At 64.3% G+C, this 13689-nt stretch carries 14 protein-coding genes and 1 other RNA gene; 9 read left to right on the forward strand and 6 right to left on the reverse strand.

Annotated features, from left to right (window positions below):
• Positions 1 to 34: 34 nt before the first annotated feature.
• The 6 genes from KM135_RS03775 to mscL all read right to left on the reverse strand — a co-directional run bounded on the left by KM135_RS03775 (position 35) and on the right by mscL (position 6788).
• Positions 35 to 2752: a TonB-dependent receptor domain-containing protein gene (locus KM135_RS03775; RefSeq protein ID WP_221712647.1), complete on the reverse strand. Its 2718-nt coding sequence runs from the start codon at positions 2750 to 2752 to the stop codon at positions 35 to 37.
• 88 nt (positions 2753 to 2840) lie between these two features.
• Positions 2841 to 4484: a hypothetical protein gene (locus KM135_RS03780; protein WP_221712648.1), complete on the reverse strand. Its 1644-nt coding sequence runs from the start codon at positions 4482 to 4484 to the stop codon at positions 2841 to 2843.
• A 414-nt stretch (positions 4485 to 4898) separates the two neighbouring features.
• Entirely contained in the window at positions 4899 to 5255 is a 357-nt protein-coding gene (locus tag KM135_RS03785) for a tetratricopeptide repeat protein (protein WP_221712649.1), read from the reverse strand.
• A gap of 298 nt (positions 5256 to 5553) precedes the next feature.
• Positions 5554 to 5904, reverse strand: a transfer-messenger RNA (tmRNA) gene (ssrA, locus tag KM135_RS03790).
• Between the two features lie 78 nt (positions 5905 to 5982).
• On the reverse strand, positions 5983 to 6240 hold the full coding sequence (locus KM135_RS03795) for a hypothetical protein (RefSeq protein WP_221712650.1): 258 nt from the start codon (positions 6238 to 6240) through the stop codon (positions 5983 to 5985).
• Between the two features lie 131 nt (positions 6241 to 6371).
• Positions 6372 to 6788 (reverse strand): large conductance mechanosensitive channel protein MscL, encoded by a 417-nt coding sequence (gene mscL, locus KM135_RS03800; protein WP_221712651.1) that lies wholly within the window; start codon positions 6786 to 6788, stop codon positions 6372 to 6374.
• A gap of 143 nt (positions 6789 to 6931) precedes the next feature.
• Between mscL and KM135_RS03805 the strand changes: the two genes are divergently transcribed.
• The 9 genes from KM135_RS03805 to accD all read left to right on the forward strand — a co-directional run bounded on the left by KM135_RS03805 (position 6932) and on the right by accD (position 13674).
• Complete coding sequence (locus KM135_RS03805; protein ID WP_221712652.1) at positions 6932 to 7618, forward strand: LemA family protein; 687 nt, start codon at positions 6932 to 6934, stop codon at positions 7616 to 7618.
• 24 nt (positions 7619 to 7642) lie between these two features.
• Positions 7643 to 8479: a TPM domain-containing protein gene (locus KM135_RS03810; protein WP_221712653.1), complete on the forward strand. Its 837-nt coding sequence runs from the start codon at positions 7643 to 7645 to the stop codon at positions 8477 to 8479.
• Positions 8480 to 9163: a TPM domain-containing protein gene (locus tag KM135_RS03815; RefSeq protein WP_221712654.1), complete on the forward strand. Its 684-nt coding sequence runs from the start codon at positions 8480 to 8482 to the stop codon at positions 9161 to 9163.
• Positions 9164 to 9207: 44 nt separating this feature from the next.
• The gene (locus KM135_RS03820) at positions 9208 to 9714 is read left to right on the forward strand and encodes an NUDIX hydrolase (RefSeq protein WP_221713041.1); all 507 of its coding nucleotides are present in this window, start codon (positions 9208 to 9210) and stop codon (positions 9712 to 9714) included.
• 112 nt (positions 9715 to 9826) lie between these two features.
• Entirely contained in the window at positions 9827 to 10471 is a 645-nt protein-coding gene (locus KM135_RS03825) for a phosphoribosylanthranilate isomerase (RefSeq protein WP_221712655.1), read from the forward strand.
• A gap of 102 nt (positions 10472 to 10573) precedes the next feature.
• A complete protein-coding gene (gene trpB / locus KM135_RS03830; protein WP_221712656.1) occupies positions 10574 to 11818 on the forward strand; it encodes a tryptophan synthase subunit beta in 1245 nt (414 codons plus the stop codon).
• Positions 11815 to 12018 carry a hypothetical protein gene (locus KM135_RS03835; protein ID WP_221712657.1) on the forward strand — a complete coding sequence of 68 codons (204 nt, stop codon included), beginning with the start codon at positions 11815 to 11817 and terminating at the stop codon, positions 12016 to 12018. The genes trpB and KM135_RS03835 overlap by 4 nt, the downstream gene beginning before the upstream one ends.
• The gene (gene trpA / locus KM135_RS03840; protein WP_221712658.1) at positions 12008 to 12823 is read left to right on the forward strand and encodes a tryptophan synthase subunit alpha; all 816 of its coding nucleotides are present in this window, start codon (positions 12008 to 12010) and stop codon (positions 12821 to 12823) included. The genes KM135_RS03835 and trpA overlap by 11 nt, the downstream gene beginning before the upstream one ends.
• Positions 12820 to 13674, forward strand: a complete 855-nt coding sequence (gene accD, locus KM135_RS03845; protein ID WP_221712659.1) for an acetyl-CoA carboxylase, carboxyltransferase subunit beta — start codon at positions 12820 to 12822, stop codon at positions 13672 to 13674. Before trpA ends, accD begins: the two co-directional genes overlap by 4 nt.
• Positions 13675 to 13689 lie beyond the last annotated feature (15 nt).

Below are 13689 nucleotides of genomic sequence, written 5' to 3' on the forward strand. Positions count from 1 at the left end.
AGCACCATGGGAGCGGCGAACGCCTGGCCCACCCTCAGAAGGTCGTCGATACCGAGATGTTGAACGTCGTGCCGCGATCATACTGGTTGTAGATGATCGTGTTCGTGCCGTTCGACTGGGTTTCCTTGTACTTGTTGTAGGTGATGTTGCGCGCCTCGAATTTGAGATCGAGATCGCGGCCCGCCACCGTCACGCCCTGCCGCCAGACGAAGTCCAGGTTGAAGCCTGGATATTCGAAGATGTCCGGCTGGCCCGAATTGTTGAGGCCACGGCTGGTCACGCGCTTGCTGGCATAAGAGAGGATCAGGGTCTGCTGGGAGAGCTTGTCCGTGTCCTCCATGCCGAGCTGGAAGTTGATGAGATGGTCCGACTGGCCGGTAAGCGAGGCGCCGTCCTTGAAATAATCGCTCGCCAGCGCCGCGCCGGAGGCCCCGAACACGCCCGTCGTGTCGCTCGCGCCCACCTTCAGCTTGGATTTGGTGTAGGTGTAGTTGGCGATCGTCACCAGACGCCTGGTCGAGAACAGGGCCGCGTCCGACCAGTTGGCCATGTCGAAATATTTCTGCACCTCGAACTCGGCGCCATAGAGATCGGCCGAGGGCGCATTGGCGAAGCTGGTCACGATGTCGCTGCCGAACACCGTGATGTAGGATTCGATCGGCCGGTCGATCTTCTTGTAGAAGCCTGCCACCGAGAGGCGCTGATCGCGGGCGAAATACCATTCGTAGCGGATTTCGCCGTTGATCAGCTCGCTGTCGGTCAGCAGCGAGTTGCCGCGATACAGGCGGTTGGTGTCCGGGTCGAAATATTGCTGGAAGATCAGTTCGCGGAACTGCGGTCGTGCGATCGTCTTCGATGCGTTGACGCGCAATTGCATCTCCGGTTGCACCTGCCAGGTGATCGTCGCAGCCGGGAGCCAGTAGGAATTCTTGAGGCTCGTGATCGCGGTCGACGTGTTGCCTGTATTGAAGACCTGCACCGGCACGACCGACTGTGTGGCCTTCTCGTAGCGGACACCGGCGTCGATCATCACTTCCGGCGTCACCTGCCAGTTGAACTTGCCGTAGCCGGCATGCGTGCGCAGCTTGGCGCGGAAGGTCGGGTTCGGGTCGAGATCCTCGAGGATGATGAAATCCTCGACGATGTTCGGCGCCAGCAGCAGGTCCGGCCGCAGCAGGCCGATCCCTTCATATTGCGACGGTGATGCCTGGCCGAGACCCGGCGTCGCCGGATTGACCTGGAAACGGAAGCGGAACTCGCGGCGCGAGCTGAGGCGCGTCGTGCGGGTATAGGCATAGCCGACGGAGACCCCGAGATCGGGCATCAGCTTGTATGTGACGTCCGCACCGCCCGACCACAAAGTCTCTTCCAGATCGGAATAGCGGATGCGCGCATCGCTGGTCGTGCCGCCGTCCAGCCGGTTGATGAAATGGGGGCCGTAGCCTGTGGTCTCGTTGCTGCGAATATATTCGGCGCTGAACTCCGCCGGCGCCTCGCGCTGTGAATTGGCGTAGGATGCGCGCAGGTCGAGGCTGAGGTCCGGGGTCAGCTTATATTCGCCGACCAGTTGCGTATCGATGAGCTGGCGCTCGTACCAGGCCGTATCCTGCTGGTTGTAGTCGGATTGTTCCTCGCGCTTCTGGCCGATGCCGAGGCGCGTGTTCTTGAGCGTGTCGCGAATGTAGAGGCTGGTCCAGCGGATCTTGTTGTCGCCCCATTCGAGACCGACGCCAACGAGACCGTTCACGACGATGCGGTTGTCGGTCGTCACGCGCTCGAAATCGGAGTCGAGCTGCGACAGGTCCGAGTTGACCGAGCGCTGCTGGATGGCATCGCGATTGGTCCACCGGTTGGTGTAGCCGGCCGTCGCGATGAGGCCGAGCACGGCGTCGCCCACGTCGATCGACGCGCCGCCCGAGACCGAGGCGGAGAAGTTCGGCTGCACCATGCTCAGGCGCTGCACGAGGCCGTTGCGCGAGGTGACGAGACTGCCGGCAAGTGCCCGATTTTCCGCGTTGGTCAGTTCCAGCACGCGCTTGCCGCTCGACAGGAAGGATGCCAGTGGCGAAGGCGTATTGCGCGATCCGTTGTCGAAGCCCGTCCAGTCCGTCGAGCTGCCGAAATAGCTGTAGCCCTGAATGCCGGTCGTCTCGCTGTGATAGCCGCCGCCGGTGCTGATCGTGAGGAAGTCGTCCTTCGGCACGGCACTGGTCGTCAGGTTGATGACGCCGCCGCCGAATTCGCCGGGGAAGTTCGGTGAATAGCTCTTCTGGACAAGCGAGGAGGACACGATGTTGGTCGGAAACAGATCGAGCGGAACGACGCGCTTGAGCGGCTCGGGGCTCGGCAGCGGCGATCCGTTGAGCAGCGCCAGCGAGTAGCGATCGCCCAGGCCGCGCACATAGACGAAGCCGTTGCCCACCACGCTGAGACCCGTGACACGGCCCAGCGCGCCGGCGATATTGCCTTCGCCCGTGCGCGCGATGTCCGCAGTGGACAGGACCGAGACGACGGCGGCGGAGGCACGCTGAACGTTCGCGCCGCGCCGGCCGACAACCACGATGTCGCCGCCGGGAACGGAGATTTCCGGCGCCTGCTCTTCGTCGGTCGGCGCGTCGCCGGCCGTGGCATCACCGGGGGCTGCGGCATCGGGAGCTTCGCTCTCGGCGCCGTTGGTCTGCGCGAAAGCGGCGGGAGCCGTCAGCGCGGTCGAAAGGAGCAGCAGGCTCGCGAACCTGAGCGGCGTTGCCATCGAAAATCCCCTTGGGCTTACAAGCATTGAAAGGGGCGGGAGCAGCGCGACCTGCCGCATCCCGCCCCATGTCGGTCAGGTGCGGCCGTCAGGTGATCGGCAGCGATGTGCAGTTGCGGTTGGCGTTCGTCGTGTCGTCGAAGCCGATATAGCCCGCGTTGCAGGTCCAGCCCTTGTACCAGGTCTCGTTCGCGTCCTTGACCGCACCGATGTAGGTGGTGGTGTCGAAGAAGGCGTCGAACGTCTTCGGATCGGTCGCGGCAACCAGCGTCTCCGTCGCGCCGTTGACGAACACCGTCGCGAGCGTCGGCGTATAGGCGTCGTTATTGCCGTTCGCGCCCGAGCCGAACGCCGTCGCCACCTGTGCGGCGGTGATCGAGCCGGTTCCGAGATACTTGGTGGCGTTGCACTGCATCACCACCGAACTGGCCTGGAACGACACGGGCGCCGCGCCCGATCCGTTCAGGCGGAGGCATTCATTGTTCGGTGAGACGACGATGCCGTTGATCAGCCTGACATCGAGGTTGCCGCGGAAGAGCATCGAAGCCTGGTCATTCGCCGTGTTATTCGAGCTCGCCTGGGTCTGGATCGCCGTGAAATTGGCAACCATCAGGTCGCTGCGCGGCGTGTCCGTCTCGTTGCCATTGCTGTCGATTTCCATCAGCGCGTCGCCCTGTCCGTCACGCTGGACCAGCAGCACATGCTGGAAACGCCCCTTCGCGCCGGTGTCGAGATCGAGGCTGTCGTCGTCCGCGCCAGTCACGACGTAGTTCTTGAAATTGACCGCGCCGCCGAAGAATTCGGCGCCGTCGTCCGAGCTGTTGTGGCTCTGGATGTAGCGGAGCGTTGTGCCCGTGCCGATTGCCTCGGTCGTGAGCGCCTGCAGCTCGAAAGTCGAGCTCAGCACGTAGCCCGAATAGCGGATCTGCACATACTGCATGGTGCCGGCATTATAGGCATTGTCCTGCCCTCCGAAGACAGCCGGATCGACCGAACCTTCGGTCTGGCGCTCGCAGGTGCCCGCGCCTGTCGAACCGAAGGTGCAGTCCGTGGTGATGCCGCGGCCGAGCAGCACGACACCGCCCCACTGACCGATGGAACTGTCGCTGTTCAGACCGAGAATATTGTCGCGGCTGGTGAAGATGATCGGCTTCGTCGCCGTGCCGGTCGCGTTGATACGATTGCCGCGATTGACGGCCAGCCACGACGGGCCGGACGCGCCGAACAGGATCACGCCCGGTTCGATCGTCAGGACGACGTTCGTGTCGGCCGTAAGCTGGCCGGAACCATTGAGCGTGAAGCCCTTGGCCGTCGTGCAACCAACCGTCGTGCTGGTGAAGGGTGCGCCCGACGTCGGGGCGACGCGACCGCCGTCGCAGCCGACGTCGACGCGGCCGTTGATCTGATAGACGAGGCCGGCAATCTTCGGCAGCGTGATGCTCTTGGCGATGATCGCGGGCAGCGTGCAGACGCGCCACGAACCGGTCGGGCCGCTGATCGTGCCGTCGTCCTTGAGGCCCTGCGCGTCGGCAATCGTCGGGCAGCCGGTTGCGGCCACGACCGATGGCGTCGGCGTCGCCGTGGGTGTCGGGGTGGGCGTCGGCGCCGGGAAATTGATGTTCACGTTGCCGCCGGTGCCCGGCGAGGCGATCTCGCTTGCGCCGCAGCCTGCGAGAAGCGGCAGAACGACGCCCGCCATCAAGATGTTCGTGGTCCGAGAAGTAGCTTTCATCGTCGTCTCCGCTGCCGGGTTGATCCGGATTTTCGAGTGCAGGACGGCTTGCTGGATCAGCGACTCTCTTGTCGCCCCCTTGCGCCCTCGGCGGGGCAGCTAGGGGATGAGTATGACAGCGAGATGCGATTCTCGTGTCCGATCGGTTACGAATCGATGTCAGATTTGTTGCAGTGCCAGATTGGGATCGGATCGGCGCGCAACCGCGCGGCATGCGGGGCCGGTTGGCGCCGCGTATAAATTCTCGATCGCTGAAAATGACGAGGCGAGGAGCGTGCGACCCGAAGCGCTCCTCGCCTTGCCGAATGACTCTCTCGACACTTGGCCGGGAGTCTGATGGTGTTCAATCGCCGGGCCGCCCCCTGCAAGCCGAGGGCCTGTCCCCCAGCTTGCGCGCGCCCACGCGGCTATTGCTCAGCGGCCGTCGAGCCGGCCCAACATGGCCTTGGCGAGAACGTGGCTCGAATAGCTCGCGCCATCGGCCAGTTCGAGATGCTCGGCGGGCAGCGCCTGCACGCGCCGGAGCGCGGCGCGCGCTTCGGCATAACGCTGCGTGCGCGAATAGACGGTGGCGATGTTGATGAGGCGGGCCGGATCGTTGGCGTCTTCCTGGCTCTCGGGCTTCAGGATGCGCTCGGCCTGGGTGAACTGACCACTGTTGATCGCGCTCGCCGCATAGCTGCCGGTGGCGCCACCGGTCTGGGCCAGCGCGCCCGCCGATCCGAGTACCGCAAGTGCGGCGCCTCCTGCGATTAAGACTTTGATAACCATCGAAAACCCTCTCCAAACTGCGAACATCGTGAAGAGGAGTATTTCAGTTTTATGACGAAGTGACAATCATCTGAAAAAAATTTTCATTCAGACTTATCTTATTGTTATTATTCATTTTAATGCTCATAATCATGAGCCTGCATAGCTTTTGTCATATTCATGTAACAAAACTGATTCGTCGGAAATTCCCGATTCGTTGAAGACGCAGCAGCGTACAGCGCCCCGCCCTTCTGGCAGCCTTGCTGGACAATGGTGATGGAAGTGGGGAGCTTCTGTTGCCCGGTGCTCCCCGTACCGCTGGAATCCATTCTGTTGCCCGGCTGGCCCAGCCGCGTTCTGTTAGGGTAATGTCAGGCCGTGAGGCCCTCAATTACGCTGCAAGAGCAAGTGCTTCGTTATCGTTGGCACTTATGGGTTTTGAGCCTTGAACGGGTTACTCAGCCCGGGCGAAAACAACGCTTTTCAGCACACGTCGATCCTAGTTCGGCCCCGTCAGGATCGGCCCCCGCTATGGGTTGGAAGCCGTTTCTGGTGGAGCCGCCGGGTACCGCCCCCGGGTCCGCTGCGCCTATTATACGCCGCAGTTTATCGCCATAGCCGGTGAAACCGGCGAGACCGATATAGGCATTCCGTCACCGAATAAAAGGCCCGCAAATGAACAAGGGCGCCCCATGACGGAACGCCCCTGTCTCACCGGCTGGGAGCCAGATGAACTGTAACGACGCGCTTACTTGTTCGCGTCGATCGCGTCGGCCTTCTCGTCGCCCGCATTGCGCACCGCATCGGCGCGATCTTCCAGAACATCGACCTGGTTCTCGGCGTTTGCGGCGGCCGCCCCGGTCATGTTGTCGGCGGCCTGCTCAAGGGCATCAGCCTGATTGTCGATAGCATCGGCCTGATTGTCAGCGGCATTCTCGACATTCTGAGCTTGCTGGGAATCGCAGGCGGCGAGCGCCAGGGCCGAGGCCAGCGCGGCGGCGATCATTGTGGTTTTCACGCTTTTGTCTCCTGTTATGTCCCGAACCGTGTCACGAGACTGAAAACAAAAGCAGCGCGGTTCCGAAGGTTCCCGAATTCACGACGAGCCGAGTTGTCGCACAGGTCGGACGGACCGACCTATTTCTTCAGCGCGTCGCGAATTTCGGTCAGGAGTTCGACCTCGGTCGGGCCTTCCGGCGTCGCTTCTTGGGGCTTTTTGGCGAGGAAACGATTGGCCTCGCGCACGATCAGGAAGATGATGAAGGCAAGGATGATGAAATTGATCACCGCGGTGAGGAAGCTGCCATAAGCGAAGACCGGCACGTTCGCCGCCTTCATCGCCGCCAGCGTCGGCGCCGTGCCCTCGGGAACCGCGCCCAGCGGCAGGAAATGGTTGGAGAAGTCCAGCCCGCCGAAGATCGCGCCGATGAACGGCATGATCACGTCGTCCGTCAGCGACTTCACGATAGCACCGAACGCAGCACCGATGATGACACCGACCGCGAGGTCCAGAACATTCCCTCGTGCGATGAAAGCCTTGAACTCCGAAAACATGGCCCGATCTCCCTCATGGCGAGCCGGTCCCCATGCCGCTCGCATCGTGCGCGGAGCTAATCCCCTTGCAGGGGCACAGGCAACCGCCTATTTAGCGTGTTACTTCGGCGATACACCGCCGCATCACCAGAGGATGAACCGCAATGGCCCGCCGCCACTCGCCCACCAATCTGTTCCGCGCCTTCTTCGTCCTGATCCTGCCGCTCGCCCTCGCCGCATGCGGCATCAACAGCGTCCCGACCGCCGAGGAGAATGCCAAGGCGAAGTGGGCGGATGTCGAGAGCAATTATCAGCGCCGCGCCGATCTCGTGCCCAATCTGGTCGCGACGGTGAAGGCCGCCGCCGCGTCCGAGAGCCAGATCCTGACCGCCGTCACCAATGCGCGCGCCGCCGCAACCTCGATCAACATCACGACCGACGACCTGTCGGACCCCGCAACGTTCGAGAAATACCAGGCCGCGCAGAACCAGCTGACCCAGGCGCTGGGCCAGCTCCGCACGGTCGTCGAGAATTATCCCGACCTCAAGAGCCAGGCCAATTTCACGACGCTGATGGACCAGCTCGAAGGCACCGAAAACCAGATCAACGTGGCACGCATGCGCTACAATGAGGCGGTGCAGGCCTATAACACGACGATCCGCACCTTCCCGGACATGATCGGCGCCAAGCTCGTCCACGGCGCCAAGCCGATGGTGCCTTTCAAGGCCGAATCTGGCGCCGCAACGGCGCCCAAGGTCGATTTCGGCGCGCCGGCCGCGCCTGCCGCCCAGCCGAGCGCCAATGACAATGCGCCGGCAGCGGCACCGACGCCGGCGACCGGAACGAACTGACCGGAGACGGTTGGAGCTCGACCCGTGCGCCTTCTTTCCTGGTTGCTGGCATTGCTGGTGTTCGTCGGCGCACCGGCTCTGGCTGTCGAGTATCCACCGCCTCCCAATGGGCCGATCCTCGATCAGGCGGATCTGTTGCCGCCTGATCGCGAGGCCGCGCTCGACGCCCGGCTGCGCACCCTCACCACCCAGACCGGCAAATCCTTCGTCGTCGTCACCGTGCCGACGCTGCAGGACGAGACGATCGAGATCTACGCGGTCAAGCTGTTCGAGGCCTGGGGCATCGGCGGCAAGGAGAGCGATCAGGGCCTGCTCCTTCTCGTCGCGCCAAATGAACGAAAGGTCCGGATCGAGGTCGGCTATGGCCTGCACGGCTATGTGACGGACGGCCTCTCCGGCCGGATCATCCGCAACGAGATCACGCCACGCTTCAAGGCCGGCGACATGGCCGGCGGCATCGAGGCGGGCGCCAATGCCCTGCTCGATCAACTGAGCCGCACGCCGCAGGACGCCAAGGCAGTGGCCGAGGCGGCCGATGCGGCGAGCCGACAGGGCAATGCCACGAAACCAGGCGATGCCATCAAAGGGATCGTCATTGTCGTTGCGATCCTCCTGTTCATCTTCCTTTCGGCCGGCCGCGCGGCGATGCGCGGCGGTCGCCGCTTCCGGGATGGTGACGGCGGCGTCGGCCCGATCGTCATCTGGGCCGCCAGCGAGATACTGAGCGAAGCGCTGCGCGACGGTCGTCGCGGTGGCGGCGGCTGGGGCGGAGGCGACTGGGGCGGCGGCGGTGGAGGCGGCGGCTTTGGCGGTTTCGGCGGCGGCGGCTCTGGTGGTGGCGGCGCGAGCGGAGGCTGGTAGATGGCGCAGCGTTTCTCGATGTCCGAGGAAGATCACCTGATCGTTACGCAGGCCGTGGCGAGGGCGGAGGAGCATACCGATGCCGAAATCGTCACGATCGTCGCGCGCCGATCCGATGCCTATCATGACGTCGGCCTGCACTGGGCGATCCTGAGCGCTTTCCTCGTCCTCGGCATCGCGGCCGCCTTCCCCGACTATTATCAGGAAGCGATCATCTGGCTGACGGGCGGGTGGAGCCACGAGTTGCCGGTGCAGACCCTGCTCCTCTTCCTGCTGGGCAACATGTTGCTCAAGTTTCTGGCGGTGCGGTATCTGCTGGCCATAACGGCGTTGCGGATGTGGTTCACACCGGGATCGACCAAGTCGCGCCGCGTGCGCCGCAAGGCACTTCAGCTCTTCCGCACCGCCGCCGAGTCCCGCACAGCCCGTCTCACCGGCATGCTGCTCTATCTCTCGCTCGACGAGCATCGCGCCGAGATCGTCGCGGACGAAGCGATCGCCTCGAAAGTGCCGCCGGAAGTCTGGGGCGAAGCGATGGCCGCCCTGATCGGCGAAGTGCGCGAAGGCCGCATCGCGCAAGGCATGGCGCTGGCCATCGAAAAGGCCGGCATCGTCCTTGCCGAGCATTGCCCGCGCAGCAGCACCAATCCGAATGAGCTGCCCGACCGATTGATCGAATTGTGAGCGACGCAAGCCCGGAAGACGAACTCCGCTTCCCCGAGGAAGTGATGTGGGAAGGCCGCTTCATCACCGCCAAACGGCGCGGCCGCTGGGAATATGTGGGCCGTGCACGCGGCATCAGCGCGGCAGTCATCCTCGCCATCGAGGAAGCGCCGGACGGGCGCCATGTCATTCTGGTCGATCAGTACCGCGTGCCGCTGGAGCGCCGCTGCATCGAGCTGCCGGCCGGTCTTGTGGGCGACGACACGGCCGGCGAAGACCCCGCCCTCGCCGCCGCGCGCGAACTGGAGGAAGAGACCGGCTATCATGCCGGGCAGATGGTCAATCTCGGCCACTATTGGAGCTCGCCGGGCATGGTCTCGGAAAGCTTCACCCTGTTTCGCGCCCTCAACCTCGTGAAAGTCGCGGACGGCGGCGGCGTGCCTGGCGAGGACATCCGCGTCCACCGCGTGCCGCTCGATGGCCTCGCCGACTGGATCGCGGCGCGGCGGGATGAGGGCTATGCCGTGGACGTCAAGCTGCTGACCTTGCTGGGACCGGCGCTCATCGCCTGACAGTCTGTCCCTCGCCGGACCTGCGCCGTCAGATCCGTTGCGCTCCTTGCCGTCCTCTCCTAACGGATCCCCGAAGCCGAAGGCCGGCAAAGTCAACGATCACAGGCAGAGCATGACCCGAGTCGCCATCAAGATTTGCGGACTGACCACGATCGAGACGATCGACGCGGCCGTGCGCGCGGGCGCGAGCCATGTGGGCCTCAACTATTTCCCGAAGAGCCCTCGTTATCTCAGCCCCGATCGGGTCGGGATCATCGCGCCGCGCATACCGGCGCATGTGAAGCGGGTCGGCGTTCTGGTCGATCCCGACGACAACCTCCTCGACGCGCTCATCGTGGCCGGTGGCCTGCAGGTCGTCCAGCTCCACGGCCAGGAAGCGCCGGGCCGGGTCGCGGCGATCCGCCAACGCACAGGTCTGGAAGTCTGGAAAGCGATTTCGGTCAAGACCGCCGCCGATCTAGCGGCCGGCGGCGCTTATGCCGGCGCGGCCGACCTGCTGCTCTACGATGCCAAGACACCGGACGGCGCCGCGCTGCCGGGCGGCATGGGCATGCGGTTCGACTGGAGCCTGCTCGCCGGCCATCGCGCTTCCGGGCCATGGGGCCTGTCCGGCGGTCTCGATCCTGAAAATGTCGCCGAGGCGATCCGCATCACCGGCGCCCCGCTGGTCGACGTTTCCTCCGGTGTCGAAAGCGCGCCGGGCGTCAAGGATGTGGACAAGATCGCGGCCTTCTGCAAAGCGGTTTCGCAATGTTGACCATGAACGGCCATGTCGAGCGCATCGAAGGACGATGGCGCTGATCGCTTCAGGAGCTTGGCTCCAGGCGAACGGACCCATACATCCCGGAAAGACACGATCATGACTGCTGCGACCATTTTACCCAACAGCTTGCGTTCCCTGCCCGACGAGCGCGGCCATTTCGGCCAGTTCGGCGGACGCTACGTCGCCGAGACGCTCATGCCGCTGATCCTCGATCTCGAGCGGGAATATCGCGCGGCGAAGCAGGACCCGGCATTCAAGGCCGAGTTCGACGGGCTCATGACCCATTATGTCGGCCGCCCCTCCCCGCTTTATTATGCCGAGCGGCTGACGGCCTATTATCGCGCAAAAGCCCCCGCCGGCATGGGCGCGAAGATCTACTTCAAGCGCGAAGAGCTCAATCACACCGGCGCGCACAAGATCAACAATTGCATCGGCCAGATCCTGCTCGCCATCCGCATGGGCAAGACGCGGATCATCGCCGAGACCGGCGCCGGCCAGCATGGCGTCGCCACCGCGACGGTCTGCGCGCGCTTCGGTCTGCCCTGCACCATCTTCATGGGCGCCAAGGATATCGAGCGGCAGCAGCCGAACGTGTTCCGCATGAAACTGCTCGGCGCGGAAGTCCGCCCCGTCACCAGCGGCTCGCAAAGCCTCAAGGACGCAATGAACGAGGCCCTGCGCGACTGGGTCGCGACCGTTCACGACACCTTCTACATCATCGGCACCGCTGCCGGCCCGCATCCCTATCCGGAGCTGGTCCGCGATTTCCAGAGCGTCATCGGCACGGAAACCCGCGAGCAGATCCTGAAAGCGGAAGGCCGCCTGCCCGATCTGCTGATCGCGGCGGTCGGCGGCGGCTCCAACGCCATCGGCCTGTTCCATCCCTTCCTCGACGATACCGATGTCGCCATGATCGGCACCGAGGCGGCCGGCCACGGCATCGATACGGACAAGCACGCCGCCAGCCTCACCGGCGGCAAGCCCGGCATCCTCCACGGCAACAAGACCTATTTGCTGCAGGACGAGGACGGCCAGATCACCGAGGCGCACTCGATCTCGGCGGGCCTCGATTATCCCGGCATCGGCCCGGAGCATAGCTGGCTGCACGAGAGCGGCCGCGTCGAGTATCTGCCGGTGACGGACCGCGAAGCGCTCGATGCCTTCCAGCTCTGCTCGCTCCAGGAAGGTATCATCCCCGCGCTGGAAAGCGCGCACGCGCTCGCCGCTCTGGAGACCAAGGCACAGCAACTGCGCGAGGATCAGATCATCGTCGTCAATGTCTCCGGCCGCGGCGACAAGGACATCTACACCGTGGCTTCGGCGATGGGAGCGACGATATGACGCTTAATCCCATTCGCGGCGCGAAATTCGGCGCTGGTAGCGCCGTATGCTTTGCGGCGGTGGTGCCAATCAACAACCTCATACGCCACGAAGAGACCAATTGGAGCACCGTTCTGCTTGGCTCCATTTTCGTTTTCTTCGTCTTTGGATTGGTTCGCGCCTTGACGGACAAAGTGGGAGGCGACTTTGGTGACTCTTAACCGCCTCCCCTCCGCTTTCGCCCGCGCCGCCGAGGAAGGCCGCGCCGCGCTCGTCACCTTCGTCACCGGCGGTGACCCCTCGCCCGCGGACACCGATGCGGTCCTAGACGCCCTCGTCGAGGGCGGCGCCGACGTGATCGAGCTTGGCATGCCGTTCACCGATCCGATAGCCGATGGCCCCGCCATCCAGGCCGCGAACCTGCGCGCGCTCGACGCGGGGATCAGCACGGCCGGCATTTTCGGCATCGCTTCTGCCTTCCGTAAGCGCCATCCGCACGTGCCGCTGGTCCTCATGGGCTATGCCAATCCCATGACCATCCGCGGTGCGGACTGGTTTGCGGAAGAGTGCAAGAGCGCCGGAGTCGATGGCGTCATCTGCGTCGATATCCCGCCCGAGGAGGATGACCAGCTCGGCCCGGCGCTGCGCAAGGCCGAGGTGAGCCTCATCCGCCTCGCCACGCCGACCACGGACGCTGCCCGGCTACCCGCCGTGCTCGAAGGCGCTTCCGGCTTCCTCTATTATGTGTCCGTCGCCGGCATCACGGGTCTGCAGCAGGCGGCGCAGGACAGCATCGACGCCGCCGTCGCCAAGCTGAAGGCCGCGACCGATCTGCCGGTCGTCGTCGGCTTCGGCGTGCGCACGCCCGAGCAGGCCGCCGCCATCGGCAGCGTCGCGCATGGCGTCGTCGTCGGCTCGGCCATCGTCGAGCTGGTCGGCAAGCACGGCACGCAGGCCGCAGGCCCGGTGCGCGACTATGTCGCGTCCCTGCGCGCCGCCCTGAACGCAAAGGAGAAAGCCGCATGAGCTGGCTGAACCGCGTCCGCAACGCGATCCCCTTCATCGCCAAGAAGGCCGACACGCCCGACAATCTCTGGCAGAAATGCCCGAGCTGCGGGCAGATGATCTTCCAGAAGGAATGGGACGAGAATCTGAGCGTCTGCCCGCGCTGCGAGCATCATGGCCGCATCGGCCCGAAGGCGCGCTTCTCGCACATCTTCGACGAAGGCACGCTGAAGCTCCTACCGACGCCCGTCGTCAAGGAAGATCCGCTGAAATTCCGGGACTCCAAGCGCTATACGGATCGCCTGAAAGCGGCCCGCGCCGCCACCACCGAGCAGGATGCGCTGCTCAATGGCATCGGCAAGATCGAGGGCCAGCAGGCCGTCGTCGGCGTACAGGATTTCGCCTTCATGGGCGGCTCGATGGGCACGGCGGTCGGCGCGGCCTTCGTCGCGGGCGTCAAGGAAGCGATCAAGCGGCGCTGCCCCTATATCGTGTTCACCGCCGCGGGCGGCGCGCGCATGCAGGAGGGTATCCTCTCGCTCATGCAGATGCCCCGCGCGACCGTTGCCATCCAGCAGCTGCGCGCGGCCGGCCAGCCCTATATCGTCGTTCTGACCGATCCCACGACCGGCGGCGTCACGGCGAGCTATGCGATGCTGGGCGACATCCAGATCGCCGAGCCCAATGCGCTGATCGCCTTCGCCGGCGCCCGCGTCATCGAGAACACGATCCGCGAGAAGCTGCCCGAAGGCTTCCAGCGCGCCGAATATCTGCTGGAGCATGGCATGATCGACATGGTCGTGCATCGCAAGGAGCTGAAGCCGATGCTCGCCAAGACCATCGGTTATCTCTCCGGCGCCAAGGCCGCCTGATCCACCGCGCGCCCT

The organism is Sphingobium xanthum, from assembly GCF_019737615.1.
GTDB lineage: Bacteria > Pseudomonadota > Alphaproteobacteria > Sphingomonadales > Sphingomonadaceae > Sphingobium > Sphingobium xanthum.

Coding starts and splice junctions, on each gene's coding strand:
- KM135_RS03785 (WP_221712649.1), bottom strand. CDS start 5,255: ATGGTTATCAAAGTCTTAATCGCAGGAGGCGCCGCACTTGCGGTACTC.
- KM135_RS03780 (WP_221712648.1), bottom strand. CDS start 4,484: ATGAAAGCTACTTCTCGGACCACGAACATCTTGATGGCGGGCGTCGTT.
- KM135_RS03825 (WP_221712655.1), top strand. CDS start 9,827: ATGACCCGAGTCGCCATCAAGATTTGCGGACTGACCACGATCGAGACG.
- accD (WP_221712659.1), top strand. CDS start 12,820: ATGAGCTGGCTGAACCGCGTCCGCAACGCGATCCCCTTCATCGCCAAG.
- KM135_RS03795 (WP_221712650.1), bottom strand. CDS start 6,240: ATGATCGCCGCCGCGCTGGCCTCGGCCCTGGCGCTCGCCGCCTGCGAT.
- KM135_RS03805 (WP_221712652.1), top strand. CDS start 6,932: ATGGCCCGCCGCCACTCGCCCACCAATCTGTTCCGCGCCTTCTTCGTC.
- trpB (WP_221712656.1), top strand. CDS start 10,574: ATGACTGCTGCGACCATTTTACCCAACAGCTTGCGTTCCCTGCCCGAC.
- KM135_RS03775 (WP_221712647.1), bottom strand. CDS start 2,752: ATGGCAACGCCGCTCAGGTTCGCGAGCCTGCTGCTCCTTTCGACCGCG.
- mscL (WP_221712651.1), bottom strand. CDS start 6,788: ATGTTTTCGGAGTTCAAGGCTTTCATCGCACGAGGGAATGTTCTGGAC.
- KM135_RS03815 (WP_221712654.1), top strand. CDS start 8,480: ATGGCGCAGCGTTTCTCGATGTCCGAGGAAGATCACCTGATCGTTACG.
- KM135_RS03820 (WP_221713041.1), top strand. CDS start 9,208: ATGTGGGAAGGCCGCTTCATCACCGCCAAACGGCGCGGCCGCTGGGAA.
- KM135_RS03835 (WP_221712657.1), top strand. CDS start 11,815: ATGACGCTTAATCCCATTCGCGGCGCGAAATTCGGCGCTGGTAGCGCC.